Below are 26,828 nucleotides of genomic sequence, written 5' to 3'. Positions count from 1 at the left end.
GAGAAAAAAATTTGGTTATTTTTATGCTGAAAGAGAGCTTTTTGAAAAAATAAGAAATGAAGTTGGAATTGGGGAAAGAAGACATCCAGCTACTTATTTACTAGAGGCTGCAGATGATATTGCTTATTTGTAACTATTCACCCTGATAGTAGTATGTAAAGAAGCGCAACACAAATAGGGCATCCTCGTGATAGAAAATGCCCTAAGTGGTAGGAAGAACACGATCGAGCGTTTCGCCTGTCAACAGAAGACATAACGAGTCCCACACGTTTTTTTCGTGTTTCGTCAGTGTGGAAACGATGCTTCTTGTGATGCAAAACGACTGGGCGAATGTTTCTTCGCGAAACGTACCCGAAATGTTCTCTTTGATTTTGACCATGCGAAGATCGCGTTCGGCTTGGTTGTTGTCAAAAGGAACATGCACTTCACGTAAGAAACGCAGCGCTTCTTCCTTTCGTTTTTGAAGCCGTCGAACAAAAGCGAGTGCTTTTTTCGGAAGAGGCGTCATCGTTTCTAATCGGTGCTGTGCTTTCGCTAGGATGCGATCATACACTCGTTCTCATCGTTTCGCTTCTTTTTCGGAAAGTGCACCGTGACGGGCTTCGACGGCTTGTTTGGCGGCTAACAGAAACGTGGTCATGCGCGATGCCCATGTATGCCCTTGTTCGATGAAGCCCTTCAATTCACGCAAATGATGGGCGTGACAAAGGGCATGGGTGGCTTGCGTGTATTTTGGATACGTACCGAACCCATCGTGCATCATCGTCCCTTGATATCGCGGAAGAATCCCGATGTCATCGGTCGCTTTCTTTCCGCGAGAAACGTGAGGAGCCAAGTACGTATATTTCGATGTACATGCGACATGCACCCATGCGAGTTTCCCGTGGATGCGCAAACTCGTTTCATCGACATGCAGGATGTTGGATTCAAGTAAGGCGTCTTCGATCATGTCCATATTCGATTCTAGCTCTTCGCGTCCTCGTTTCACCATATTGGCAAGGGTTCCTGTACTGATTGGGTGTTGATATCATGCTTCGATCGTATCACTCAAACGTTTGTAAGGGATCAATTGAATATGGTGCAAATATACAGCGAGCGCCGTGAGCCGTGGACCGTATTGCACATGATTCGTGACATAGGATGGGAATTCGGCTTGTTGAACATATCGGCAATGTGGGCAGGATTTCACTTCACGCTCATGTTGTGTTACTTCGATCGTCACGGGAGGGAGATCGAACACTTGACGGACATCGACTTTGAACGGTTTGACTTCACACAAAGAAGCCCCACATCCTTGACACGTGTTCACACGATGGACGACACGATGATGTTGATGTTCCACTTGACGGAGCGTCGTTCCTTGATGTCCTTCTTGTCCGCCTGGCTTGTTGCCAGATGGCTTACGAGAAGAATGGGTGTGAAAACGGTCAGAAGATGGGGGCAAATGGCTATTAGAGCTGTTTTTTTTCGTGCGTGCTTCCAGCTCTTGAACGCGGTACTTGAGTTGTTCATTTTCTTTGCGCAGCTGTTTGTTTTCGTGACGCAAATGTTCATTTTCTTGAACGAGTTGATGAATGAGCTGTTTTTGTTGTTGGACTTTGCCGATGAAGCTCTCAACTGTAAATACAGCTTGTTGTACCGTCAACATGCGATTCACCTCCTTGTCTATCAGTATTCACATCATAGACAGGAAAAGCAAAAAATATTCAGCTCACTTTATGATGTGGCTGAATAGTTACCGGGAAACGAATCGATCTTTACGAGATCTGTCGCTACATATGATGTTAGTTGGTAATCCTGAACAGGGAAAACAGAAACAGCCCGAATGATCGCAAAAATATATGAAGCGCTAGGCATTTCAGAGAGAGGCGATCTAGTTGAGATTAAAAGGGATGATATTGTCAATACATTTGGTCCACCTGAGGAGATGATGGCGAGATATGTAGAAAAGGCGATCGGTGGGACTTTGTTTATTGACGAAGCGTATCAACTAACACAGTATGGGGCGCAGGATCCAGGACATAAGGCGGTAGAAGTATTATTAAAGGAGATGGAAGATCGACGTGGGCAGTTTATAGTCATTGTAGCCGGATATCCACAAGAGATGCAAAAGTTTTTAGCAAGCAATAAAGGACTAAGTAGACGGTTTGATTTAAAACTTGAGTTTGTTGATTATAATCCAGAAGAGCTCCTGCAAATTTCCGAGCAAATCGTACAAAAACGAGATTATATCTTGTCAGAAGAGGCAAAAGAAAAACTATTGCAATATTACAAATATGCTTATGAACACCGTGACGAAACGTTCGGAAACGGTGGTTTTGCCCGTAAAACTGTAATCGAGTCTATTAAAAATACCGACTTTCGTGTTTCAAACATGCCAAAACATTTACGTACAGAACAAGCCATTAAAACGATTTTACCTGAAGATATTGACTGTCATATTCCTTTGTAAAAGATTAAAATTGTCGTCGATCTCCAATATTAAAAAAGGGGATCGACGACAGATTGTTTTTGTGTAAATAATAAATTAATAAAGTAGTTTATATCTAAGTGTAAAGACTCCAATGAGGGTGTTTATTTTATCTTTTCAAAACACACTCAAAGATTTCCCGGCTAAACTCATATCCTCTCTCTTTTTCAATCAATTTGTTTGTGTTTGTATGTTCAAATTCGATGCGACGGTTTAAATATGGTTGAAATGGAGAAAGAGCGATCATTAGTCGTCTTTCTAATGTTGTCCAATCGTCGAATGGTGTTGATATAATTTGTAATTGTCCAAAAGAGGCAAGTTCTTTTAATGATTTCATAATTTCTAACATATGTAAATGATTGCTTGTGACAATATGATAAATGCGGTTTTTTTCGGCACGTTCTATCCCTTTCACTAGAGCATCTACGACAAAATCTACTGGGATAAAGTTTGCTGTCGCATGGTCTGATATAAATAATCGAATATGGTCTTTTTTTCTTTTTTCGCAAAAATCACGGAATGCTTCAAATACTTTTATAACTCCATAAATCGTATAGTCCGATTGAGCCACCCCATTTTGAGAATCACCGACAATAATTGAAGGTCTAAAAATACTAATATCAAATGTATCTTTATATTTCCAAACCTCATGTTCAGCTATGCATTTACTTTCTTCGTAAGGATTAGAAAAAAGTCTGTTTGTATCATATAGGGCTTCTTTTCCGTGTTCTTCACACCCTAATGTGTAGGCTGTACTTACGTGAAAGAATCTAGGAATATTCAACTCTTTAGCTAATTGCAACGTGTGCTTTGTTCCATCTATATTCGTTTGGAAAATTTGTTCTCTTAAATCCTCATCAAATTTGACAAGGGCAGCACAATGATAAATGATATCGATTTTATTTTTTATTGTTTGTCTCTCATTTTGCGATAATCCTAAAAAAGGAAGGCGAACATCTCCTTTAAGTATTCGAATATGAGGCATTTCATCTTGAAATATTTGTCGTGTTTTTTCCTCATCCCGTACAATTAAGTAAGTTGTATACCCCTTTCTTACTAGTGTTTTAACTAAGTTTTGTCCTAAAAAGCCTGTAGCTCCAGTAACAAGAATATTCATTTTTTCCTCCTAATTCGACATATTTTTCATTTTTACATTATTCAACATGAAAAACAGAAATTCCTTCTAGAATAACCCCTCCCCTTTTCACTTAATTTTCACCATCGGCTAGTACATTTACGGTATACGGTAAATGATATGTGAATGCGGGGGGATATGTGTTGAAGAAAAATATTGTAAAAATCATATTGATGTATTGTTGGCGATTACGTTTGTGTTGTTAATGAATCCGAGGGTATTTAATGGGCTGCCGTTTCATGAAGTGACAGGGTTAGTGATTGGCGTCGCTATTTTCGTTCATATTGCATTAAACTATAAATGGGTTGTCAATACGGCGAAAAAAATGTTTGATCGTTCACTTTCGGGGAAGACGAGATTTAGTTTTTTGCTAAATATATTGCTGCTTATGTCGATGACGGGAATGATTGTGACAGGCATTCTTATTTCCAAAGTCGTTTTTCCGCATATTGCAGGTGGGGAAAATCACGTTTTGCGAGAGCTTCATGATGTTTTTTCGAATGTGACGCTTGTGCTTGTCGGCGTTCACATTGCGTTACATTGGCACTGGATCATGGGTGTATGCCGAAAAATATTTAAGACAAAAGAAGGGCATTGGCGGAAAGGAGTGCTTGTGGCTTCCGCGTTGGTGCTTGCGTTATTTTTCGGAAGCATGCACTGGCTTGTGGTTCATGTAAAGCCGAGCGAAGAGGCGTTCAAGTCGAAATTTGAACATGAAGTGGCTCATGTGGGAGATATGCCTGCACTGCCGAGAAAGTTTCGCGAAGGGGAGTTTCCTCATAAAGAACATCACGGCAACAGCCATCCGTTGCTTGTTATTTTTGGTCACTTTACATTTTGGGTCGTTGTTATTGTTCTTGTTTACCACATTGAAAAACGAATGCGTCATAAACGACAAGTTCGTGTATGAAAAAAGGTGTCCCGAGTGTGGGGGACACCTTTTTGTTCATGAACCTTTTTTTCCTTTATCATGCTTATAACATTCATGAAATAACTTCATTAATGCACGTTTTTCGATACGTGAAACGTAGCTGCGGGAAATACCGAGTTCTTTGGCGATTTCGCGCTGGGTGCGTTCAGGTTGCATGTTTAAGCCGAAGCGGCTAATGATGACTTGACGTTCGCGATCGTCAAGGACGTGCAAATGTTGGGCAATGTTTTCAAGCTCGTTACTTTTTTCAATCATATCAATAATGTCTTCCTCTTCCGATTTTAATACATCCAATAAACTAATTTCGTTTCCGTCACGATCTTGCCCGATTGGATCGTGAAGAGAAACATCTTTTTTTGTTTTTTTGAGTGAGCGTAAATGCATAAGTATTTCATTTTCAATACAACGTGCCGCATAAGTGGCGAGCTTCGTTCCTTTTCCGGTTGAGTAGCTTTCGATCGCTTTAATTAAGCCGATCGTGCCGATTGAAATTAAATCTTCTGGATCTTCTCCGGTGTTTTCAAACTTTTTCACAATGTGCGCAACGAGACGTAAATTATGTTCGATCAGCTTGTTTCGGGCGTGTTCATCTCCTTTAGCCATCTGTTTTAAATACATCGCTTCCTCTTTTGCATCAAGCGGTTGTGGAAAGGCATTGTTTTTCACATAAGAAACTAAAAAGACAAGCTCTTTTATAAATAAAGCAAGTGCAGAAAAAATGGTGCCCATGATCGTTCACCTCACAGATGGTCATTTGTTGCTTATGTATGTATATGCATTAGAAAACTTGTTCGTGTTTGGACATTCGATTTTCTTTTTTATTCTTTGCTTGTTAGAAAACATCGTGTATAATCGAAAAATATAAAAACATGACGTGAAAGAAGGATGAATCGTGAGAAGGGCGATGATGAAACCGTTAAAACTGACACCGCCGCAACTATTAGCGTTTATGTTTCTTTTTCTCGTCGTTGTTGGTGGCGTGTTGTTGAAGTTGCCGATTGCAACAGATAAACATATTAGTTGGATTGATGCGTTCTTTTTATCCACGTCAGCAGCGACAGTAACCGGACTAGCGCCGATCGATCCCGGCTCTACGTTCACTTTGTTTGGGGAAGTCGTTTTAATAGTGCTCATTCAAGTTGGTGGGCTCGGGATTATGACCTTTGCCGTGCTTGTTGTCATTGTGCTCGGAAAAAAAATCGGAATGAAGCAGCGCATGTTGATGCAAGAAGCCCTAAATCAACCATCGCTTGGCGGCGTTATTCGTTTGGCGCGCAATGTATTATTGTTTGCTTTATTCATGGAAGTTGTCGGAGCGGCGTTGTTAGCGATCGATTGGGTTCCGAAAATGGGATGGGCAAAAGGGTTGTATTACAGTCTTTTTCACACCATTGCATCGTTTAATAACGCAGGGTTTGCCTTATGGCCTGATAATTTGATACGCTTTGTCGGCGACCCGATCGTCAACGTTACTGTTTCTTTGCTCGTTGTCATCGGAGGTCTTGGTTTTACCGTTGTGTTTGACGTATTGTATCAACGGCGCTGGAGAAAATTGTCTCTCCATACGAAGCTCATGTTAGTCATGACGCTTGTTGTGAATGTTGTGGCGATTGTCGCTATATTTTTATTTGAACATCATAATCCGAAAACGCTCGGTTCACTTTCGCTTCGTGAACAGCTATGGGCTGCATATTTTCAAGGCATTACACCAAGAACGGCAGGATTTAATACAATCGACATCGGCTCATTAGAGCAACCAACAGCGATGCTTATGATTTTTCTTATGTTTATTGGAGCGGGAAGCACATCAACCGGTGGAGGGATTAAGCTAACAACGTTTGCGGTCATCGTTTTTGCGGTGATGAGCTTTCTAAAAGGAAAAGAAGAAACAGTGATCGGGATGAGAACGATTCGCCATACGATCATTTTACGTGCGTTAGCGATTGCATCGATGAGCATGTTGTTTATTTTCGTTGTGACGATGATTTTAACGCTTACAGAAGATGCTCCATTTTTAGTTCTTTTATTTGAAGTTGTATCTGCGTTCGGTACCGTTGGACTCTCGATGAATTTGACACCTCATTTGTCAGCGGTAGGAAAAGGATTCATCATTGGTATGATGTTGTTCGGAAAACTTGGTCCGTTAACGCTCGTTTATTCGATTGCGAAGCCGAAAAAAACAAATATTCGTTATCCAAATGGCGATATATTGACAGGATGAAAAAGCGAGGGGGCGTCCCTCGCTTTTATTGCGTCGGCTCTTGTGGCATAATTAAAATTTCTACACGTCGGTTTTTCGCGCGTCCTTCAGGGGTAGCATTTGAGGCGATTGGCTTAAATTCGCCATACCCTTTGGCGCTAAATAGTTGCGGATCTAACTTTGTATTTTCAAGCAACAGTTTCATAAAGTTGACAGCGCGCATGACGCTTAGTTCCCAGTTTGAAGCAAATTTTGCATTATTGATCGGCACATTGTCTGTATGTCCGCTAATGACAATGTTGCGTGGCGGATTCATGACAAGCAAATTCGATATTTTTTTCGCAACATCGCGATATTGCGGTTTAATATCAGCACTACCTGAATCAAACAGCACATCGTTTGCGATCGTGACAAGTAGCCCTTCTTCCGTCATAGCGACAGATAATTCGCCGCTTAATTGATTCGTCTTGACGTATTCGTTAAATTTACTTTGAATCTTTTTTAATTCCTCGTATTCTTCTTTTGAAATTTTTACATAAGGCTTTTGATTTGGCGAGTCTTTAATGACAGAGTCCATTTCCTCTCGTTCAATCGGACTTAAATATTGCAACGCTCCTGTACCGCCTGTAAATACGCTATTAAAGGCGCGCGCAATTTCCATAAACTTTTGTGAGTCAATTTGACTACTTGCGAATAATACAATAAATAACGCAAGCAACAATGTCAATAAATCCGCATACGGAATGAGCCAGCTTTCATCGACATGTTCTTCGTGGTGATGTTTTTTATGCTTTTTCGCCATTATTTTGAGCTCCTTGTCCTAAAAGTTTTTGACGTTCGCTCATCGGTAAATACGAAGCTAATTTTTGTTCAATCGCCCGCGGTGCTTGTCCTTCAATAATCGAAAGCACACCTTCAATCATCACTTGCCGCACTTTAATTTCTTCTTTTGATTTCCGTTTTAATTTGTTCGCAAAAGGGTGCCAAAGAACGTATCCTGTAAAAATTCCCATGAGTGTCGCAACGAACGCGGCACTAATCGCATGGCCGAGACGCTCAATATCAGACATATCTTGCAAAGCAGCGATCAATCCAACGACGGCACCAAGCACCCCGAGCGTTGGGGCATATGTACCAGCTTGTGTAAAAATGGTAGCGTTCGCTAAGTGTCGTTCTTCCATCGCTTCAATTTCTTCTGTCATGACATCGCGAATAAATTCTTGTGACTGTCCGTCGATCGCTAAACTTAATCCGTTACGTAAAAATGGGTCATCAATTTCAGCTACTTTTGCTTCTAACGCTAGCAATCCTTCGCGACGAGCGATGTTTGCCCATTCAACAAACAGCGGGATAAGTTCTTCAATTTTCGGCGTTTTTGACTCTTTGAAAATAATCCCAAATAATTTTGGCACTTTCGAAATTTCTTTCGTTGGAAAGGCGATCGTGACGGCGGCCGCTGTCCCTAATAAAATGATTAAAATCGCAGCAGGGTTAATGAGCACAGCTGGGCTTACCCCTTTAAACACCATTCCGACACCGACAGCGATAATGCCAAGAATGAGCCCAATTAAGGACGTACGGTCCATGATATCACCTCTAGTTGTAGAATGAAAAATAAATCCAAGTTTATCATATAATTTATCCGAATGTTTGAAAAGGGAAATTTGTACGAAAAAAACCCTTGAAGTGGAAAACTCCAAGGGTTAAATTTTCTTTAGCTTGAATGGACCAACCATTAAAAGAGAAAGCGTAAAAATAATAAAAATAAAGACGTAAGGCGGGAAGTAATGAATCGTTAAATAACTAAGCGTCAATAAACAACCTGCCGCTGTAATCGGCAAACCAGTGAAATATCCGTTGCTTTCAGTAATGTTAAATCGTGCTAGGCGAAAAGCTCCACAACCGATATAAAAAATCGTAAAAAATGAGCCAGGTGCGCCAAATTCGTGCAATAATCCTTGATAAAGTAATAGTGCAGGTGCTACTCCAAATGATATAATATCACTCATTGAGTCCAATTGTTTCCCCAAGTCCGATTCAATGTTCATTTTCCGAGCGACTGTCCCGTCAAAACGATCGGCAAGTGCTGCTAAAAAAATAAATAATACAGAGACGTTCAGCTGACCTTTCACCGCAAATAAAATGGCGAAACCGCCTAAGCTTAAGTTTGTCAACGTCAATACGTTTGCCGTATGCGCTTTAAGTTTTTTAATGGTATGATCAATATAATCCGATAAAAACATACTATATTCACTCCTTATATTAAAATCGTGACGATCCACTTGCCAAACATATCACTCGGTTACTAATATTTTATTGATAATAAGCAAACTAGTAAAGGATATTCTTTACTTTAGGAGGGAAAAATCATTGGTTAAATGGCTATATCGCCTATTTATTGAATTAACAAATCAACCATTGACATCGAAATGGCTCGCTTCGTTTACACGTTCGAAATGGAGTCGCTTAGTTATTCCATCTTATGCGAAAGTATACAAAGTCAATGAAGAAGAAATGGAAAAAAAGTTGCATGAATATGAAACGCTTCAACAACTGTTCGTGCGCACGTTAAAAGAAGGGCTTCGCCCAGTTGATGCACATCCAGATAGCGTCGTCAGCCCTGTCGATGCGGTCATTGAAGATGTCGGCATCATTACGGATCAAAAAGAAATCATTGTCAAAGGAAAAACATATTCGATTCGTGAAATGCTCGGTGATGACCGAATAGCTGAAAAATATTTGCATGGAACGTTTATTATTTTGTATTTAAGTCCGAGTCATTATCATCGCATTCATAGCCCAATATGTGGGGAAGTTGTGAAGCAATGGGCGCTCGGGGGCAAGTCATACCCTGTCAATCGTCTTGGATTGAAGTATGGTAAGGATCCACTTTCTAAAAATTACAGAAGAATTACGGAATTGTGTACAAATGGCATGTATACAGCTATTGTGAAAGTCGGAGCGATGTTTGTCAACAGCATCGAATTAACGCACGAACATGGTTATGTGAAAAAAGGGGAAGAAATTGGATATTTTTCGTTCGGCTCAACCGTTGTGTTATTGTTTGAAAAAGATACGTTCACGTTAGATGAACAAATCGTTCCCCCACTCGAAGTAAAAATGGGACAACGGATCGGCTTTTTGACGCAAAAGAAAAAGAGCCAATAAGAGGCTCAAGCGGATGACGATTTCTTTAGTTTATGGTCAAGGCGACGACGGAAAATTTCACTTTCAATTAGTTCAATAAAATCTTTACTTAATTGTAATTCTTTCGCTTTGTAGTATGATTCAATTAACAAGTCATCAGGTAAACATTTCATTTTTTCGCCTCCTCGGTATACATTTACGTATGTATACATATAATGGTAGGTTTATCTTCACTTTACCATAAATCAACGACGAGAACAATTGTTCCGATTATCCACAAGTGGTGGTGGATAAGTTGTGGATTCATTGTTCATAATGTGAAGAAAAAGTTGATAAATATGTGTGGGTAATGTGTATAAAGTTATCCACAATACACGAAAGTCGTCGGGTTTTGTCGAAAAATTTTACAATTTGTTTATTTATGTAAAAAATTAAAGAAGGAATGAGGAAGTATGTTAAAATATTTTTTGCCAAACGAACATGCGAAAAGTATTTTTGAAATTACCCCACAACATTTAAAACAAAAAGGAATTAAAGGGATTATTACTGATTTAGACAATACGTTAATTGAATGGGATCGTCCGCTAGCAACGCCTGACGTTGTTCGGTGGTTTGAACAAATGAAACAAAGCGGCATTCAAGTCACCGTCGTATCCAATAACAATAAAAAGCGAGTGGAAGCGTTCGCTAAGCCGCTTGGCATTCCGTTCATTTTCGAGGCACGCAAGCCGTTGATGCGAGCGTTTCAACAAGCGTTGCGCGACATGAAGCTAAAAAAGGAAGAAGTCGTCGTCATCGGTGATCAGCTTCTTACCGATGTATTTGGTGGCAATCGTCTCGGATTACATACGATTTTAGTCGTTCCTGTTGCGCAAACAGACGGCTTTTTTACTCGTATAAACCGAAATATTGAACGGAGAATTTTAAATATGATGCGAAAAAAAGGTATGATTCATTGGGAGTGATGATGATGGGTGAACGAATGATTTGTATTGGATGTGGAGTAACGATTCAAACCGAAGATGAAACGAAAATCGGATATGCGCCTCCTTCAGCGCTTGAACGCGATCCGATGATTTGCCAGCGCTGTTTTCGGTTAAAACATTATAATGAAGTGCAAGATGTATCGTTAACGGATGATGACTTTTTAAACATTTTGCATGGCATTGGACAAGCGGATGGGCTCGTAGTAAAAATTGTTGACATTTTTGACTTCAATGGCAGTTGGTTGTCGGGCTTACATCGATTTGTCGGAAAAAAAGATGTGTTACTTGTCGGCAATAAAGTTGATTTGTTGCCAAAGTCTGTGAAACATGAAAAGGTTACGCGTTGGATGAAACAAACGGCGCGTGGGCTCGGATTGCAGCCATGTGATGTCTTTTTAGTGAGCGCCAATAAAGGATATGGAATGAAAGAAGTGATGGCAGCGATTGATGAGTATCGCAATGGAAAGGATGTATATGTCGTCGGCTGTACAAACGTTGGAAAATCGACGTTTATTAATCGCATCATTAAAGAAGCGACGGGAAAAGGAAACGTCATTACGACATCATATTTCCCGGGAACGACATTAGATATGATTGAAATTCCGCTCGATGACGGATCGGCGCTTTATGATACGCCAGGCATTATAAATCATCATCAAATGGCGCATTTCGTCGATAAAAAAGATTTAAAAGTCATTACGCCGAAAAAAGAAATTAAGCCGAAAGTATATCAATTAAACGAACAACAAACGTTATTTTTTGGCGGGCTTGCTCGGTTAGATTATGTGAGCGGCGGAAGACGTCCGTTTGTATGTTATATGTCAAATGAATTATTTATTCATCGGACAAAACGCGAACATGCGGATGAATTGTATGAGAGACATCTTGGCGAACTGTTGCAGCCGCCGCGTAAAAGCTATTGTGACCAATTGCCACCACTTGTCGCCCATCATTTTACGTTAAAAGAACCAAAAACAGACATCGTTTTTTCGGGGCTCGGTTGGGTGACATGTCACGAACCGGGAGCACAAGTCATTGCGTATGCACCAAAAGGTGTCGGTGTTATGTTGCGTAAATCGCTCATTTAACATAAAAGGGGGAGAGGGATTTGAAACTATTTGGGCTTATCGGCTGTCCTGTTCATCATTCGCTATCGCCACTTATGCATAACGATGCGTTTCAATCGTTACATATCGATGCGCATTATCATGCGTTTCACGTCGAGCCGCATATGTTAAAAGAGGCGGTAGAAGGTTTAAAGGCGTTACAATGTGCCGGGTTTAATGTGACGATCCCACATAAGACAGCGGTGATGGAATATATGGATGAGCTTGATGAAACGGCAAAACAAATGGGAGCAGTGAATACAGTTGTTAATGAAAATGGGAAATGGGTTGGCTATAATACAGATGGGGAAGGATTCGTTCGAGCGTTATGCGAGCAAATGAACATCGCCTTATCGGGTGCGCGCATTTTGCTTGTCGGTGCAGGTGGAGCAGCGCGCGGCATTTATTTTACCCTTTTAAGACATCAAGTGTCCGCTGTTGATATATGTAATCGCACACTAGGAAGGGCGGAAGCGTTTATTAAAAAAGAAAAGTCAGCTGTGTATTCGCTTGAACAAGCAGAAGAGCGTTTATCGGAGTATGACATCGTCATTAACACAACGTCTGTCGGCATGTATCCGCATGTCGATGAGATGCCGATTTCCCTTCGGAATTTAAAAAAAGATACAATCGTCAGCGATATCATTTATAATCCACTGATGACGAAATGGTTGCAAGAAGCAAAAGAGAAGGGAGCGCACGTGCAAAACGGCGTCGGGATGTTTGTCTATCAAGGGGCGCTAGCGTTTGAAAAATGGACAGGCATCTTCCCAAATACGAAACGAATGGAACAAGTTGTAATGCAACAGTTAGGAGGAAAAATATGTTAACAGGAAAACAAAAACGATTTTTACGTTCTTTAGCTCATCATTTAACACCGATTTTTCAAGTAGGAAAAGGTGGCGTCAATGACAATATGATTAAACAAATTGCGGATGCGCTTGAAGCGAGAGAGCTCATTAAAGTGAGTGTACTAAAAAATTGCGAAGAAGAAAAAGAAGTAGTTGCAGAGCAATTAGCGAAAGGTGCAGGGGCGGAAGTCGTCCAACTGATCGGGCATACGATCGTGTTATATAAAGAATCGCGTGAACATAAACAAATTGTGTTACCAAAATAGGAGCGATGCGGTGAAAAAAGTAGGCATTTTAGGTGGGACGTTTGATCCGCCCCATTACGGGCATTTATTAATTGCGGATGATGTACGAACGGAATTAAAGCTCGATGAAATATGGTTTATGCCAAACTACATTCCGCCACATAAAGACAAAAAAGTGACAGATCATGTGCACCGCGTCAATATGTTGCATGCAGCGGTTGCCAATCAGCCGCACTTTCGCGTTGAAACGATTGAACTTGAACGAAAAGAGCGGTCATATACGTACGATACGATCGTTTTGCTAAAGAAAAAACATCCGCATACGATATTTTATTTTATTATTGGCGGAGATATGGTGGAATATTTGCCGCATTGGTATCGTATTGATGAGCTCGTTCAGCTTGTGCAATTTGTCGGTGTGAAACGACCAGGTTATTCGCTTTGTACATCGTATCCGATCATTGAAGTCGATGTTCCGATGTTTGCAGTTTCTTCTTCGCTCATTCGTGAACGTATACAAAGCGGAAAAAGCGTGGCGTACTTGTTGCCCGAAGCGGTTCAATTATATATAAAGGAGAATCGGTTGTATGAAACGTGAAGAAGCGTTAGCGATTGTGCGCAAGCAATTAAAAGAACAACGTTACATCCATACGGTAGGCGTGATGGAAACAGCGATTGAACTTGCGAAAATATATGGTGCGGATGTTCAAAAGGCGGAATTAGCTGCCATTTTTCATGACTACGCCAAATTCCGCACGAAAGAAGAAATGAAGCGCATCATCATGGAACAACAAATGCCACAAGACTTGTTATCATATAGCCCAGAGTTATGGCACGCGCCGGTCGGGGCATACTTAGTTCAAACGGAAGTCGGCATTCAAGATGAAGACATTTTGCAAGCGATTCGTTATCATACATCAGGACGTCCAAATATGACGTTGCTTGAAAAAATTGTGTACATCGCAGACTATATTGAGCCGAATCGCTCGTTTTCAGGCGTTGATGAAGTGCGAGCGTTAGCGCGGAAACATTTGGATCTTGCGCTTTTTCGGGCGTTGCAAAATACGATTCAATTTTTAATGGACAAACGCGAACCGATTTATCCAGATACGTTTCATACGTATAATGATATAGCGAAAAAATTAAAGGGGGTTTCATCGTGACAGAACGAGATATTTTACGCATCGCCGTAAAAGCAGCAGATGAAAAAAAGGCAGAAAACATTGTAGCATTAAATATGAAAGGCATTTCGCTTGTCGCTGACTATTTTATAATTTGTCATGGCAATTCAGATAAACAAGTACAAGCTATTGCGCGCGAAATTAAAGAAAAAGCAGCAGAACATAACGTTGTAGTGAAACGTGTCGAAGGGTTTGATGAAGCGCGTTGGATTTTAGTCGATTTGGGAGATGTTGTTGTCCATATATTTCATAAAGAAGATCGTGAATATTACAATCTCGAACGGTTGTGGGGCGATGCGCCTCTTGAACAAATTGAGAGTGATCTTGGAGCATGACGTACGAACGATTGGCGAGTTGGTATGATCAATTAATGAGCGATGCCCCGTATGATGCGTGGTGTGCATTCGTTGAACGAACGGTTGCTTCCCATCACGTTGGAAAACGGCTGCTTGACCTCGGATGTGGTACGGGGGAGCTTGCGATTCGGTTAGCGGAAAAAGGGTTTGACGTCACGGGTGTCGACTTATCAGAACAAATGTTGGCTATTGCGCAAATGAAGGCGCAAGAACGTGGTGTCGATCTTTCGTTTTTTCAGCAAGATATGCGCGATTTTGGTCCGTTTGAGCCGTTTGATACGATCGTCATTTTTTGCGATTCACTCAATTATTTATTGCAGGAAGAAGATGTGGTCGCTACGTTTTCGCGCGCATATGATCAATTGCGTCCGGGTGGCTTGTTTTTATTTGATGTCCATTCTTTATTTAAAATGGACAATGTCTTTTTGCATCATAGAACGTTTGCGAGCAACGATGAACAAGTGAGCTATATATGGAATTGTTACGAAGGACCGTGGCCGCATAGCGTCGAACATGAATTGACGTTTTTTGTCCGATTAGATGAAGGGGTATATGAGCGAGTTGATGAAATGCATGTGCAACGAACATATGATGTGGATCGATATGTGATGTGGCTAAAACAAGCTGGTTTTCGCTTATTACATGTATGGGCGGATTTTACAGAACAGAAACCGACAAAAGAAAGCGAGCGCATTTTTTTCATTGCGAAAAAATAACGTCCCAAAAGTGTTTGCTTTTGGGACGTTTTAATTAGGAGGATTTTTTTTATTAATCGCGAATATAATCGATTTGTTGGCGCACCTTTTCCTTTTCTTCGTCAAATTTTTCATGTGTTTTTTGAAAAATGTGAACGAACAAGTCCCCGACTTCTTTTTCTAACACGTCAATGCCAGCCCCTGTAATGCCGCCTTTCACGCACACTTTTTCTTGCAATGTTGGTAGCGTATATAATTGTTGTTCAAGCAATGCTCCAAGCCCAATGATCATGTCTGTTGCTAACGTTGTCGCTTGTTCTTTCGTAATGGACGTTTGTTGAACGGCTGCATCGATAAACTTTTGAATTAAGTAGCTGAAAAAAGCAGGACCGCAGCTCGTTAAATCAGAAGCGATGCGCGTAATAGGCTCGTCTATGTATATTGGACGAGAAATGGAACGGAATAGCTGCTCAATTGTCGCTCGGTACGCATTTGCACAACGTTCGCTTACAGTAATTAAAGAGCTTCCTGCAAGGGCACGGTTCGTAATGCTTGGGATGACACGAATGACGTGACAAGGCACAAGTGACTCGAGCTGTTGAACGGAAATCGGGCTCGTAATGGATACGATGCAATGATCATCTGTTAAATGTGGACGTAGTTCCTTTAAAACGGCAGGCATATGCAACGGTTTTGTACAAATAAAAACAATGGTCGCATGTTTGGCTACTTCTTCATTTGTCGCCATGACGTGGATGTCTGGGTAACGTTTTTGTATATTGTACGCTTTTTCAAGCGTTCGGTTCGTAATGAATAGTTGTTCTTGTTTCACAGCCTTTCCGTTAATAAACGATTCAATTAAAATCGTTCCCATGTTTCCTGTTCCAATAAACCCTATATTCAACGGTATTCCCCCCTTATCCGTCACCACTATACGTTATATGTATGCGATGATGGCGTTTTTTATGAAAGGGTGAGAAAATGAAGTGGATAAAAACGCATGAACGTTGGATATATATTGGGGCGCTTGTTGTTAGCGCGATCGTTTGGGGCATGCAACAGCAAGAGGAAATAACGATGCAACCACTACCTTTAGAACAGGTAGAACAACAAGAACAGCAAGAAAAGCAAGTAGAGGAACAATCATCCGTTGTTGTCGATGTGAAAGGAGCGGTAAAACAAGCGGGAGTATATGAAGTGGCACCGACAAGTCGCATTCATGATGTTATTCAACTAGCAGGAGGATTAACAGACGAAGCGGATGAAACGAAAGTGAACTTTGCGATGAAAGTGCATGATGAAATGGTCATTTACGTGCCGAAAAAAGGTGAGGACATCCTCGTGGAAACAGCCAGTCAAACGAACATGTCAAACAGCAAAGTCAACATTAATACCGCAACCATAGAACAGTTACAAACATTACAAGGAATTGGTCCTGCGAAAGCATCTGCGATTATCGCATATCGCGAGGAACACGGACCATTTCAAAAAGTCGAAGATTTATTGAATGTGAGCGGAATTGGGCAAAAATCGCTTGAAAAAATAAAGGAACAAATTGTCGTGCGTTAAAATTGGCGATAAACTAAAGGCATAATGGACAAGGGGGAGAAGCGATATGAACCGAATTACATGGGATCAATATTTTATGGCGCAAAGCCATTTATTAGCGTTACGTAGCACGTGTACAAGGCTGGCGGTCGGCGCAACGATCGTGCGCGATAAACGTATCATTGCGGGAGGATATAACGGCTCAATCGCAGGCGGGGCGCATTGTATAGACGAAGGATGTTATGTCATTGATAACCATTGTGTGCGTACGATTCATGCGGAAATGAACGCCATTTTACAATGCGCAAAGTTTGGTGTGCCAACAGAAGGGGCGGAAATATACGTCACCCATTTTCCTTGTTTACAATGTTGTAAAGCGATTATTCAAAGCGGGATCAAAGCTGTTTATTATGCGAATGACTATAAAAATCATCCGTTTGCTTTGCAATTGTTTGAACAAGCAGGAGTAACGGTCAAGCACGTCCCGTTTGATGTGGAATCTATTCCGACATTTTTACATGCGAAGGGGAGATGATGTATCGTTTATGTAGCGATGGCGGCCGTTTTGGCCGTCTTGTCTATGCTAACGAAATCGTCTGTTTGTTTTGTATTGTCATTTGTGTATAGTTTCTTTTTATTTTGGAGGAAGCGGGAGTTGTTTTTCGCTTGTATATGTTGTTATTTGCTTTTCTCGTTATGGAGCAAATGGGTGGATGCACATAATGTGACGACGCTCTCGGGAAACGAAACGACATTTGTCGTGCGATTTATTGCTCCAATTTATATTGATGGGGATCAAGTAAAAACGATTGTACAATGGCAGTATGAGCGGTTACAGCTCGTACATCGCCTTCGTACTGAAGAAGAAAAGAAACGATGGGGCGAGCTTCAAATCGGTACGGCATGCATGATGAAAGGGGTGTTAGAACGTCCGTCTTTACCAACAAATCCGTATGCTTTCAATTATCATCGTTATTTATTTTACCAACGTACTCATTGGATCGTTCGCCCGATTTCACTCGAACGTTGCATGCGTACCAATATAACATGGATGGAACGATTACAAACGATTCGACAACAAGGCATTCTCTATATTCGTAATCATTTTCCTGATGACGTAAGTGCGTTTATGCAAGCGTTGATTTATGGTGAGCGAAGCGATATAGACCCAACGGTGTTGTCGAGTTATCAAAAGTTAGGGCTTATTCATTTACTTGCGATTTCAGGCTTGCATATGACATTGCTTGCTGGTGGTTGTTTTTATTTGTTTATTCGCTTCGGCATCCCGAGGGAACGAGCGACAATGATATTGCTTGGGTGCATTCCGCTGTACGTCATTTTAGCAGGAGCTGCACCGTCAGTGATGCGTGCAGCAGTGATGACAAGTTGTTTTCTCCTTTTTTCTTCCCGCCTTCGTACACTTGATGCATTAAGCGTCGCTTGTCTTCTTTTACTACTAAAAGACCCATATATGATATTTCATCTCGGTTTTCAATTATCTTTTCTCGTTTGTTTTGCGTTAATCATTTGCTCTACATTCATTCAAAACGAGCCCTCTGTTGTTCGTCAATTGTTCATGACATCCTTTATTGCACAAATAAGCACATTACCGCTTTTGCTTTATCATTTTTACGAAGTGTCTTTTTTATCCATTCCGTTAAACATCATTTTTGTTCCACTTTATTCGTTTATTATTTTGCCGCTTTCCTTTTTAGCGTTGTTCATCCACTTGTTTATGTCATTTGCTAGTCCTCTCATCACATATGTACTAGCGATTGTGATTGAACATGCGAACACCCTTGTTCTTGCACTAGCCGATACATTCGTGCTTACGCTCGGTCGTCCGCCACTATTACTTCTTGTTGCTTATATCATCTCGATTTTCCTTTTTTTTCTTTCTTTCGAATACGGAAAGCGCGCGGTTATTTTTCGTTTTTCGTTTATTTTTGTGATCATTATCCATTTCATTTGGCCGTTTTTTCGTCCGAACGGGGAAGTTGTTATGTTAGACGTTGGACAAGGAGATAGTATATATATTGAGCTGCCGTATCGAAAGGCGATTTATATGGTTGATACGGGCGGAACGATGTCGTTTAGCGATGAACATTGGAAAAAGCGAAAGCAGTCATTTCGTGTCGGAGAAGATGTGATCGTTCCATTTTTAAAAGCAAAAGGAGTTCGCACGCTTGATGCGCTCATTGCAACACATGGTGATTTCGATCATATGGGGGATGCAAGCGATGTATTGAATGCTGTTCGTGTGCGAAAACTGTTTGTCGGTATGCACCAAAATGATTTACTGCAAACGGTCATTGCACAGGCGATCAATAAAGGGGCGCATGTGGAAATGGTGAAAAGCGGCGATCGTTGGACGGTTGGGAAAGCGCAATTTCACATTCTTTCTCCATTTGGAAATGAAGGGACGACAAATGACGGTTCGATTGTGCTGTATGCGTTTATGGGAGGAGCATACTGGCTATTTACAGGTGATTTAGAAGAAAAAGGAGAACAACAACTCATAACGATGTACCGCTCATTGCCCGTTGACATATTAAAAGTCGGGCATCATGGAAGTAAAACGTCAACGTCTGAACCGTTTTTACGACATATACGTCCGAAATTGGCACTTATTTCAGTCGGACGACGCAACCGATATGGTCACCCGCATCGTGAAGTCATCGAACGTTTACGTCACTATGATGTGCACATATTTCGAACGGATGAACAAGGAGCGATTGTGATTCGTTTTCATAAGCGGATAAGCACCATTCAGACGTTTTCACCATAACATACAAGAAAAAAGAGACTGCAACAAGCAATCTCTTTCGGGCGTTCATTATGCACCGAAAAATTTTACAAGTGTGGCGATAATGAACATAGTGGCGAAAAAGCCGAATGATACGATGAAGCCAACAGCCGAGTCAACGGCATCGTTGCGCGTACATTGAACGTTTTTTTCAAATTCGTTCATGACCATCCCTCCTATTTTCTCACCATTAGTATAAGGGAAAAATGAAAGAAAATCTACATCGTTGACAACAGTTGTCACAAATAGTTCGCGCCAGATCGGAAAAGATAATGATACCCGTTGGACAAATAAGTTCCTAGGGCTTGTTTTCCAACGTTTAAATAAATGGGAGTTGGCGATTTTCATCTGCTAACTCCCTTGTAAAATGCTCCGAAACGTTGTATGTTCTTTAAAGAAAGTCGATGAAGAATGGGGAAGAGAACATGGAACAACTATATGTCATATATGGTACGGAGCATTTCTTAATAAAACAAGCGCATGAGCAAATCGTTCGCCGAGCACTATCGGATGAAGAGCGTGAATGGAATGTGAGTACATACGATTGCGAAGAAACGCCGATTGAAGTAGCGCTTGAAGACGCAGAGACGCTTCCGTTTCTCGGTGAACGGAAAGTTGTGATCGTCAAGCAACCATATTTTTTAACGGCAGAAAAAGGAAAAGAAAAAGTAGATCACGATGTGAAAAGGTTAGAAGCTTATATTGACAAACCTGCTCCATTTTCAAGCGTCATTTTTGTCGGTTCGTACGAAAAACTCGACGAACGAAAAAAAGTGACGAAAGCGTTATTAAAAAAAGCGCATATCATCGTTGCGAAACCGTTGAATGAAAAAGAATTAAAACAATGGGTGAAAGGACAATGTCAAATTGATGATGATGCAATTGACGTATTGCTTACATTAGCAGGAACTGATTTAGTGACATTAGCGAACGAAATTGAAAAGCTTATGCTTTTTGCTGGGCGCCGTTCCATTACAGCTGAAGATGTTCGGTTGCTTGTATCACGTACGCTTGAACAAAACGTATTTACCCTTGTAGAGCAAATCGCCAAGCACAACATTTCAGCCGCCCTACAAACATTGCAAGACTTATTGCGCCAAAATGAAGAGCCGATTAAGCTTGTCGCATTGTTGGCTAGCCAATTTCGGCTCATTTATGAAGTGAAAGAACTGATGAAAACAGGATATGGCCAACAACAAATTGCCTCGATGTTAGGCGTTCACCCGTTTCGTGTAAAAATGGCAGCAAGTTATGCGAGCGGATTTTCAGAACAGCAGTTGATGCACATTTTATATGATTTAGCTGAAACGGATTATGCACTAAAAAGCAGCGCGATGGATAAACAGTTATTGTTGCAGTTGTTTTTCTTAAAGTTACAGCGGTAGAGAAGAATCTACCGCTTTTGTTGCAGTGCATCGACATCAATAATATAGTAGCCCCCGTCATCCGTTGTTACGACACCTTGCTGTTTCAATTGGCTGAGTACGCGACTAACTGTTTCGCGCGCTGTGCCGATCATATTTGCTAATTCGCGAGTAGTGATTGTTGCTTTTAGTCGATAACGACCGTTAACATACACGCCGTTTGTTTTCGCTAGTCGGATGAAAAGTCGGGCTAATTGTTCAGTTGTATTGTGAAAAACAAGCTCTTCTAAGCGTGTTTGTAATTCAATAATTTTTTCACCCATGATGTGAAACAGCTTTACGCATAGTTGTGGATAACAAATAAGTGTTTGTTCAAATTGTTCAATTGGAATAATGATGAGCGTCGTTTCACTCATCATTTCCGCATGTGCAGGATACGTGCCACGTCGAAAAAAGCCGGTGTGCGGGAACATATCCCCTTCTTGTAAAATAGATACAATTTGCTCTTTTCCGCTCACATCTATTTTGTAAATTTTTACTGTTCCAGAAGCGATAAAGAAGACGCGATCGAGCGGATCACCTTGCATAAAGGCAAGCGTTTTCGGTTTGTATGTGCGGACGGTTGCGATATGTATAATCGCATCTAATTCCTCATCGGATAGTTGAGAAAATAACGAAATCATTTTTAACTGTTCTTTTACCCAATGAAACATATATATCCCCTCCCGAAATGGAAAAAACAGCTTGCCTCGTATGACAAGCTGTTTTTTCATTATGCTGTAATGCTGTTTAATTTTTTCGCTAAACGTGATTTATAGCGATTTGCAGCATTTTTGTGGATTAAGCCTTTGCTAGCTGCTTTGTCGATTTTTTTCGTTGCAAATGCGAAAGCTTCTTTTGCTTTTTCCACGTCTTTTAATTCAACAAGCGCTTCAAATTTTTTAATTGCAGTGCGCATTGCTGACTTCATAGCTGCGTTATGAGCGCGGCGCTTTTCGCTTGTTTTTGCACGTTTAATTGCTGATTTAATGTTTGCCATTTTTTTCACCTCCGTTAACCGATCGCCAATATATACGTTCAATACGCGACAGTTCGATGAACAATAAGAACAAGTGATATTCTACCAAACTGCTCTTAATTATGCAATAGGGCAAGGCCGGAAAAGTGTGATTGTATGAAAAAGGCGGAAAATGGATAAAACAAATGATAAAAAATAATGGAGGAGAATGTATGATCGATTTACGACCGTATAGTGTGCGAACGGATTTAGCGATTGAAGCGCATGAAATAGCGATTGAAGAACAATTACAAAGCAAGCAGGAAACTTCGCTTAAAGGGGTATTGATTCGCGATTGGGAAGAAGATGGTGTTCATTTTTCATTCGTAGAAGTGACAGAAGAAGGGGCAAAGGCGTTAGGAAAAAAAGCTGGAAAATATTTAACGATTGAAGCGCAAGGTATTCGAACGCAAGATACTGACTTACAACAAAAAGTAGAAAAACTATTTGCAAAACATTTTCATGCTTTTTTACAGCAACTTGGTATTCCAAAAGAAGCGAGTTGCCTCGTCGTTGGATTAGGGAATGCAGAAGTGACACCGGATGCACTCGGTCCACTAGCTGTGTCTAACTTATTGGTGACGCGTCATTTATTTCAGTTACAGCCTGAAAGCGTTCAAGATGGATTTCGCTCGGTAAGCGCGCTCGCTCCAGGGGTGATGGGGATGACTGGAATTGAAACGAGCGACGTGATTGCGGGTATTGTAGAAAAAATTCAACCTGATTTTATTATTGCGATTGATGCTCTAGCAGCGCGTTCGATTGAACGAGTAAATGCTACCATTCAAATTTCTGATACAGGCATTCACCCGGGATCAGGAGTGGGAAATAAACGAAAAGAACTTAGTAAACAAACGTTAGGTATTCCTGTCATTGCGATTGGTGTGCCGACGGTTGTTGATGCTGTGTCAATTGCAAGCGATACGATTGATTTGTTATTAAAACATCTCGGTCGTGAGATGAAAGAAGGCAATCGCGCAGCGCGCGCGTTGGCCCCAGCTAATCTTGTATTCGGGAAGAAAAAAAAATTAACGGAAGAAGATTTGCCAAATGAGTCAAATCGTTCTGCTTTTTTAGGCATGGTCGGCATGCTAGATGAAGAAGAAAAGCGGCGATTAATTTATGAAGTGCTTGCTCCGCTCGGTCATAATTTAATGGTTACGCCAAAAGAGGTTGATGTATTTATTGAGGAGATGGCAAACATATTAGCGAGTGGTTTAAACGCTGCTTTGCATCATCGGATTGATCAAGAAAACGTCGGGGCATACACGCATTAGTTTTTCGTTCTATCTTTCAAGGCGTTGTCATATTGATAGAGTAGACAAGCTTTGAAAGGGTGAAGTGATAAAAATGATGGTGACCGTTCACGGTACAAGTATAAAAAAGTGGCTTGTATTTATTTTGTTTACATTTATGGGGACGCTGACAGTTGTCGCTATGATAACAGCGACATCGACATATCGTCTTTCTTCTTCTTCTGTTCATGAAGTGACGAATCGGTTTTCAACGGAATCACTTGTTCATTTACTCTCGTTTGAAAATGCATACTTTCGCGAAATGATACCGAAAGAAAAGCAGCGATTGCCGTATTCGACATATTTTTTTCAAATGATGACAAGCGTCAATTTGAACGATCCGCGCAGTTTGCTTGGAAGGGAGCTACCGGGGTTTTCGTTGTACGATAGCGAAATTATTTTAGCTGGAGAAGGAACGAACTTTACAAACATTCCGTACGAGTCGCCCCCTCCTTTAGAAGTGTTGCTTGCTGAGCGAGAAGCTGCCCAAGAACAACTTCAGGAGGAAGAAACACCGTCTGCCCCTCTTCCTTCACAAACGACAGAAGGAAAAAAGGTTGTTTATATTTATCATACCCATACACAAGAGTCGTATTTACCAGCGTTAAAGGGTGTCACGAATCCAAACTTCGCCCATCATCCGACTGTGAATGTGACGAAAGTCGGGAAAAAGTTAGGAGAAGAATTAGAGAAGCGAGGCATTGGCACCATTGTTGATACGACAGATTTCATAAGTAAATTATTAAAGAACAATAGACCATATTATCAAGCATATGATATGTCGCGTAAAACGGTTGTTGAAGCAATGACAAATAATCGTGACGTGCAATATTTGATTGATATTCATCGTGATTCTCGTCGCCGCAATGATACGACCGTAACGATTAACGGGGTCGACTATGCGAGGGTGTCGTTTATTATCGGCGGGGAAAATGCGAAATATGAAAAAAACTTACAGCTTGTCACAAAATTGCATGAGTTACTTGAAAAAAAATATCCAGGGTTAAGCCGTGGAACGTTTGAGAAAAAAGGAGTCGGCACAAACGGAAAGTTTAATCAAGATTTATCGGAAAACGCCATTTTAATTGAATTTGGTGGTGTGGATAATACGTTTCAAGAATTGTATCGAACGGTTTCAGCTGTTGCTGACGTGTTTAGTGAATATTATTGGCAAGCGGAAAAAGTGAATGCGACACAACCAGCAGAAAAAAAGTAGGTGAGTAATATGGTGAAATTTACAATTCAAAGTTTACTCATCGCCGTCATTTTTTTAGTCGGAGTATTGCTCGGCATGCAACAAGCAAACGAAGGAATGCGAAAAATGAAAGGGTATAACGATCCGTCGCTTGAGCGGGTTGTACACGTATCAAAAGATGAAACGATCGTCCTTGGACGATCCATCGAAGAGAAAAAAGAAAAACTGCAACAAATTGAAGCGTTTAACATATTTTCAAAGGCGGGGCAGAAGCTTGCAACGTTCGTTCATTCGATCGTTGAACATATGCTTTCATTGGCGCAAAAGGCAGGATAGTGATCCGCCTTTCTTTTTATTTTGCGTTGAATATTGTGAACGTTGTTGTTATAATCAAAGCTAGCGTATTTCGGAAATTATAGGAGTGGAATATAGATGAATCGTGAAGAAAGATTAAAAAGAAGGGATCGCATTCGTAACTTTTCGATTATTGCACATATTGACCACGGAAAATCTACGCTTGCAGACCGCATTCTTGAAAAGACGGGTGCGCTATCTGAGCGCGAAATGAAAGACCAAGCGCTTGATTCAATGGAGTTAGAGCGCGAGCGCGGCATTACGATTAAATTAAACGCTGTTCAACTTCATTACAAAGCAAAAGACGGCGAAGATTACATTTTACATTTAATTGACACGCCGGGGCACGTCGATTTTACGTATGAGGTGTCACGCAGTTTAGCGGCGTGTGAAGGAGCGATTTTAGTCGTCGATGCAGCGCAAGGCATTGAAGCACAAACGCTAGCGAACGTATATTTAGCGATTGATAACAATTTAGAAATTTTGCCTGTTATCAATAAAATTGATTTACCAAGTGCAGACCCTGAACGTGTTCGTCAAGAAATTGAAGATGTGATCGGTCTTGATGCATCGGAAGCGGTGTTGGCATCAGCAAAAGTTGGCATTGGGATCGACGAAATTTTAGAGCAAATTGTTCAAAAAATTCCTTCTCCATCTGGCGATCCAGATGCTCCGCTCAAAGCGCTCATTTTCGACTCGTTGTATGATCCGTATCGTGGGGTTGTCGCGTATATTCGCGTCGTCGAAGGAACGGTCAAAGCGGGGCAAAAAATTAAAATGATGGCGACAGGAAAAGAATTTGAAGTCGTTGAGGTCGGCGTATTTACACCGAAAGCGAAAGTCGTTGATGAATTAACGGTCGGCGATGTAGGCTATTTAACGGCTTCGATTAAAAACGTCAGCGATACGCGCGTCGGGGATACGATTACGCATGCGGACAATCCAGCGAGTGAACCGCTTCCAGGGTATCGTCGATTGAATCCGATGGTGTTTTGCGGATTATATCCAATCGATACAGCGCGCTACAACGATTTGCGTGAGGCGTTAGAAAAATTACAATTAAACGATGCAGCGTTGCAGTTTGAGCCGGAGACGTCACAAGCGCTCGGTTTCGGCTTCCGCTGTGGCTTCTTAGGACTGTTGCATATGGAAATTATTCAAGAGCGATTAGAGCGCGAGTTTAACATTGACATCATTGCAACAGCGCCAAGCGTTATATATAAAGTATATTTAACAGATGGAACAGAGTTAGCTGTCGATAACCCGTCAAACATGCCAGATCCGCAAAAAATTGAACGTGTGGAAGAGCCATATGTACGCGCGACAATTATGGTGCCAAACGATTACGTCGGTCCTGTCATGGAATTATGTCAAAAGAAACGCGGTATTTTTGGAGATATGCAATATTTAGACGAACGGCGTGTCACATTGACGTATGAATTGCCGCTTGCTGAAATCGTATACGACTTCTTTGATATTTTAAAATCGAGCACGAAAGGATACGCATCGTTTGACTATGAGTTGATCGGGTATAAGCCGTCTAAGCTTGTAAAAATGGACATTTTATTAAATGGTGAAAAAGTTGACGCTTTATCGTTTATTGTCCATCGTGATTCAGCATACGATCGTGGAAAAGTGATCGTTGAAAAATTAAAAGATTTAATTCCGCGCCAACAGTTTGAAGTGCCTGTTCAAGCAGCCATTGGTAATAAAATTATTGCCCGTTCAACGATTAAAGCATTGCGTAAAAACGTATTAGCGAAATGTTATGGGGGTGACATTTCCCGTAAGCGGAAGTTGCTTGAAAAGCAAAAAGAAGGGAAAAAGCGCATGAAGCAAGTCGGCTCTGTTGAAGTGCCACAAGAAGCGTTTATGGCTGTATTAAAAATGGATGATCAAAAATAAA

The 26,828-nt window shown here is 41.0% G+C and carries 30 protein-coding genes and 2 pseudogenes; 21 read left to right on the top strand and 11 right to left on the bottom strand.

The genetic code is table 11. From position 1 onward, the window contains the following. Nucleotides 1-202: 202 nt before the first annotated feature. Nucleotides 203-1,648 (bottom strand): annotated as a pseudogene (tnpC, locus tag ACYQY7_RS05550) (IS66 family transposase). Between the two features lie 165 nt (nucleotides 1,649-1,813). Here tnpC and ACYQY7_RS05545 point away from each other — a divergent pair. Both ACYQY7_RS05545 and ACYQY7_RS05540 read left to right on the top strand, forming a co-directional pair. After that, nucleotides 1,814-2,152: pseudogene (locus tag ACYQY7_RS05545) on the top strand (AAA family ATPase); the annotation flags it as partial. Nucleotides 2,153-2,233: 81 nt separating this feature from the next. After that, nucleotides 2,234-2,452, top strand: a complete 219-nt coding sequence (locus ACYQY7_RS05540) for a hypothetical protein (RefSeq protein WP_461201124.1) — start codon at nucleotides 2,234-2,236, stop codon at nucleotides 2,450-2,452. A 127-nt stretch (nucleotides 2,453-2,579) separates the two neighbouring features. Here the strand turns inward: ACYQY7_RS05540 and ACYQY7_RS05535 are convergent, their stop codons facing one another. Then, nucleotides 2,580-3,587, bottom strand: a complete 1,008-nt coding sequence (locus ACYQY7_RS05535) for an SDR family oxidoreductase (protein ID WP_461201112.1) — start codon at nucleotides 3,585-3,587, stop codon at nucleotides 2,580-2,582. 133 nt (nucleotides 3,588-3,720) lie between these two features. On the opposite strand from ACYQY7_RS05535, the gene ACYQY7_RS05530 reads away from it, so the two are divergent. Beyond that, a complete protein-coding gene (locus tag ACYQY7_RS05530) occupies nucleotides 3,721-4,515 on the top strand; it encodes a DUF4405 domain-containing protein (protein ID WP_461201111.1) in 795 nt (264 codons plus the stop codon). Between the two features lie 36 nt (nucleotides 4,516-4,551). Here the strand turns inward: ACYQY7_RS05530 and sigK are convergent, their stop codons facing one another. Then, entirely contained in the window at nucleotides 4,552-5,265 is a 714-nt protein-coding gene (gene sigK, locus ACYQY7_RS05525; protein WP_461201110.1) for an RNA polymerase sporulation sigma factor SigK, read from the bottom strand. Nucleotides 5,266-5,443: 178 nt separating this feature from the next. Between sigK and ACYQY7_RS05520 the strand changes: the two genes are divergently transcribed. Then, on the top strand, nucleotides 5,444-6,757 hold the full coding sequence (locus tag ACYQY7_RS05520; RefSeq protein WP_461201109.1) for a TrkH family potassium uptake protein: 1,314 nt from the start codon (nucleotides 5,444-5,446) through the stop codon (nucleotides 6,755-6,757). A 25-nt stretch (nucleotides 6,758-6,782) separates the two neighbouring features. On the opposite strand, the gene motB is transcribed toward ACYQY7_RS05520, so the two are convergent. The 3 genes from motB to pssA all read right to left on the bottom strand — a co-directional run bounded on the left by motB (nucleotide 6,783) and on the right by pssA (nucleotide 8,979). Further along, a complete protein-coding gene (motB, locus tag ACYQY7_RS05515) occupies nucleotides 6,783-7,538 on the bottom strand; it encodes a flagellar motor protein MotB (RefSeq protein ID WP_461201108.1) in 756 nt (251 codons plus the stop codon). After that, entirely contained in the window at nucleotides 7,522-8,322 is an 801-nt protein-coding gene (motA, locus tag ACYQY7_RS05510; protein WP_055441037.1) for a flagellar motor stator protein MotA, read from the bottom strand. The genes motB and motA overlap by 17 nt, the downstream gene beginning before the upstream one ends. Before the next feature lie 117 nt (nucleotides 8,323-8,439). After that, nucleotides 8,440-8,979: a CDP-diacylglycerol--serine O-phosphatidyltransferase gene (gene pssA / locus ACYQY7_RS05505; RefSeq protein ID WP_032100118.1), complete on the bottom strand. Its 540-nt coding sequence runs from the start codon at nucleotides 8,977-8,979 to the stop codon at nucleotides 8,440-8,442. Nucleotides 8,980-9,106: 127 nt separating this feature from the next. Between pssA and ACYQY7_RS05500 the strand changes: the two genes are divergently transcribed. Then, entirely contained in the window at nucleotides 9,107-9,904 is a 798-nt protein-coding gene (locus ACYQY7_RS05500; RefSeq protein ID WP_461201106.1) for a phosphatidylserine decarboxylase, read from the top strand. Between the two features lie 5 nt (nucleotides 9,905-9,909). Here ACYQY7_RS05500 and sda read toward each other — a convergent pair whose 3' ends face one another. Then, entirely contained in the window at nucleotides 9,910-10,056 is a 147-nt protein-coding gene (gene sda, locus ACYQY7_RS05495) for a sporulation histidine kinase inhibitor Sda (RefSeq protein ID WP_461201105.1), read from the bottom strand. Nucleotides 10,057-10,335: 279 nt separating this feature from the next. Here sda and ACYQY7_RS05490 point away from each other — a divergent pair, with 279 nt between their 5' ends. The 8 genes from ACYQY7_RS05490 to ACYQY7_RS05455 are packed head-to-tail and all read left to right on the top strand — an operon-like array spanning nucleotide 10,336 to nucleotide 15,324. After that, nucleotides 10,336-10,848 (top strand): YqeG family HAD IIIA-type phosphatase, encoded by a 513-nt coding sequence (locus tag ACYQY7_RS05490; RefSeq protein WP_461201104.1) that lies wholly within the window; start codon nucleotides 10,336-10,338, stop codon nucleotides 10,846-10,848. A gap of 5 nt (nucleotides 10,849-10,853) precedes the next feature. Continuing rightward, nucleotides 10,854-11,957, top strand: a complete 1,104-nt coding sequence (gene yqeH, locus ACYQY7_RS05485; protein WP_461201103.1) for a ribosome biogenesis GTPase YqeH — start codon at nucleotides 10,854-10,856, stop codon at nucleotides 11,955-11,957. Nucleotides 11,958-11,977: 20 nt separating this feature from the next. After that, on the top strand, nucleotides 11,978-12,805 hold the full coding sequence (gene aroE / locus ACYQY7_RS05480) for a shikimate dehydrogenase (RefSeq protein WP_461201102.1): 828 nt from the start codon (nucleotides 11,978-11,980) through the stop codon (nucleotides 12,803-12,805). After that, nucleotides 12,799-13,092 (top strand): ribosome assembly RNA-binding protein YhbY, encoded by a 294-nt coding sequence (gene yhbY, locus ACYQY7_RS05475; protein ID WP_461201101.1) that lies wholly within the window; start codon nucleotides 12,799-12,801, stop codon nucleotides 13,090-13,092. The genes aroE and yhbY overlap by 7 nt, the downstream gene beginning before the upstream one ends. A gap of 10 nt (nucleotides 13,093-13,102) precedes the next feature. Then, the gene (locus tag ACYQY7_RS05470) at nucleotides 13,103-13,669 is read left to right on the top strand and encodes a nicotinate-nucleotide adenylyltransferase (RefSeq protein WP_461201100.1); all 567 of its coding nucleotides are present in this window, start codon (nucleotides 13,103-13,105) and stop codon (nucleotides 13,667-13,669) included. Next, nucleotides 13,659-14,234: a bis(5'-nucleosyl)-tetraphosphatase (symmetrical) YqeK gene (gene yqeK / locus ACYQY7_RS05465; protein ID WP_461201099.1), complete on the top strand. Its 576-nt coding sequence runs from the start codon at nucleotides 13,659-13,661 to the stop codon at nucleotides 14,232-14,234. The genes ACYQY7_RS05470 and yqeK overlap by 11 nt, the downstream gene beginning before the upstream one ends. After that, a complete protein-coding gene (gene rsfS, locus ACYQY7_RS05460; protein ID WP_461201098.1) occupies nucleotides 14,231-14,587 on the top strand; it encodes a ribosome silencing factor in 357 nt (118 codons plus the stop codon). The genes yqeK and rsfS overlap by 4 nt, the downstream gene beginning before the upstream one ends. Further along, nucleotides 14,584-15,324, top strand: a complete 741-nt coding sequence (locus ACYQY7_RS05455) for a class I SAM-dependent DNA methyltransferase (RefSeq protein ID WP_461201097.1) — start codon at nucleotides 14,584-14,586, stop codon at nucleotides 15,322-15,324. The genes rsfS and ACYQY7_RS05455 overlap by 4 nt, the downstream gene beginning before the upstream one ends. Before the next feature lie 52 nt (nucleotides 15,325-15,376). On the opposite strand, the gene comER is transcribed toward ACYQY7_RS05455, so the two are convergent. Beyond that, the gene (gene comER / locus ACYQY7_RS05450; protein ID WP_461201096.1) at nucleotides 15,377-16,207 is read right to left on the bottom strand and encodes a late competence protein ComER; all 831 of its coding nucleotides are present in this window, start codon (nucleotides 16,205-16,207) and stop codon (nucleotides 15,377-15,379) included. A gap of 77 nt (nucleotides 16,208-16,284) precedes the next feature. Between comER and ACYQY7_RS05445 the strand changes: the two genes are divergently transcribed. The 3 genes from ACYQY7_RS05445 to ACYQY7_RS05435 all read left to right on the top strand — a co-directional run bounded on the left by ACYQY7_RS05445 (nucleotide 16,285) and on the right by ACYQY7_RS05435 (nucleotide 19,639). After that, a complete protein-coding gene (locus ACYQY7_RS05445) occupies nucleotides 16,285-16,872 on the top strand; it encodes a helix-hairpin-helix domain-containing protein (protein ID WP_461201095.1) in 588 nt (195 codons plus the stop codon). A 46-nt stretch (nucleotides 16,873-16,918) separates the two neighbouring features. Then, the gene (locus ACYQY7_RS05440; protein WP_021095129.1) at nucleotides 16,919-17,386 is read left to right on the top strand and encodes a ComE operon protein 2; all 468 of its coding nucleotides are present in this window, start codon (nucleotides 16,919-16,921) and stop codon (nucleotides 17,384-17,386) included. Between the two features lie 84 nt (nucleotides 17,387-17,470). Then, nucleotides 17,471-19,639, top strand: coding sequence for a DNA internalization-related competence protein ComEC/Rec2 (locus ACYQY7_RS05435; RefSeq protein WP_461201123.1), 2,169 nt, complete (start codon nucleotides 17,471-17,473; stop codon nucleotides 19,637-19,639). Between the two features lie 48 nt (nucleotides 19,640-19,687). Here ACYQY7_RS05435 and ACYQY7_RS05430 read toward each other — a convergent pair whose 3' ends face one another. Further along, on the bottom strand, nucleotides 19,688-19,822 hold the full coding sequence (locus ACYQY7_RS05430) for a YqzM family protein (protein ID WP_003393868.1): 135 nt from the start codon (nucleotides 19,820-19,822) through the stop codon (nucleotides 19,688-19,690). A 239-nt stretch (nucleotides 19,823-20,061) separates the two neighbouring features. Here ACYQY7_RS05430 and holA point away from each other — a divergent pair, with 239 nt between their 5' ends. Further along, nucleotides 20,062-21,042, top strand: coding sequence for a DNA polymerase III subunit delta (gene holA, locus ACYQY7_RS05425; RefSeq protein WP_461201094.1), 981 nt, complete (start codon nucleotides 20,062-20,064; stop codon nucleotides 21,040-21,042). An 8-nt stretch (nucleotides 21,043-21,050) separates the two neighbouring features. On the opposite strand, the gene ACYQY7_RS05420 is transcribed toward holA, so the two are convergent. Both ACYQY7_RS05420 and rpsT read right to left on the bottom strand, forming a co-directional pair. Then, nucleotides 21,051-21,734, bottom strand: coding sequence for a Crp/Fnr family transcriptional regulator (locus ACYQY7_RS05420; protein ID WP_461201093.1), 684 nt, complete (start codon nucleotides 21,732-21,734; stop codon nucleotides 21,051-21,053). 59 nt (nucleotides 21,735-21,793) lie between these two features. After that, the gene (gene rpsT, locus ACYQY7_RS05415) at nucleotides 21,794-22,060 is read right to left on the bottom strand and encodes a 30S ribosomal protein S20 (RefSeq protein ID WP_021095125.1); all 267 of its coding nucleotides are present in this window, start codon (nucleotides 22,058-22,060) and stop codon (nucleotides 21,794-21,796) included. A gap of 191 nt (nucleotides 22,061-22,251) precedes the next feature. Here rpsT and gpr point away from each other — a divergent pair, with 191 nt between their 5' ends. The 4 genes from gpr to lepA all read left to right on the top strand — a co-directional run bounded on the left by gpr (nucleotide 22,252) and on the right by lepA (nucleotide 26,827). Next, nucleotides 22,252-23,355, top strand: a complete 1,104-nt coding sequence (gene gpr, locus ACYQY7_RS05410; protein WP_461201092.1) for a GPR endopeptidase — start codon at nucleotides 22,252-22,254, stop codon at nucleotides 23,353-23,355. 73 nt (nucleotides 23,356-23,428) lie between these two features. Next, nucleotides 23,429-24,589 carry a stage II sporulation protein P gene (gene spoIIP / locus ACYQY7_RS05405; RefSeq protein WP_461201091.1) on the top strand — a complete coding sequence of 387 codons (1,161 nt, stop codon included), beginning with the start codon at nucleotides 23,429-23,431 and terminating at the stop codon, nucleotides 24,587-24,589. 9 nt (nucleotides 24,590-24,598) lie between these two features. Then, entirely contained in the window at nucleotides 24,599-24,904 is a 306-nt protein-coding gene (locus tag ACYQY7_RS05400) for a YqxA family protein (RefSeq protein WP_461201090.1), read from the top strand. Nucleotides 24,905-25,000: 96 nt separating this feature from the next. Continuing rightward, the gene (gene lepA / locus ACYQY7_RS05395) at nucleotides 25,001-26,827 is read left to right on the top strand and encodes a translation elongation factor 4 (RefSeq protein ID WP_461201089.1); all 1,827 of its coding nucleotides are present in this window, start codon (nucleotides 25,001-25,003) and stop codon (nucleotides 26,825-26,827) included. Nucleotide 26,828 lies beyond the last annotated feature (1 nt).

It is taken from the genome of Anoxybacillus sp. TBDG-1, assembly GCF_054815885.1.
Note: the sequence above shows the minus strand (reverse complement) of the source record. Positions and strands in the feature narration are given on the sequence as shown.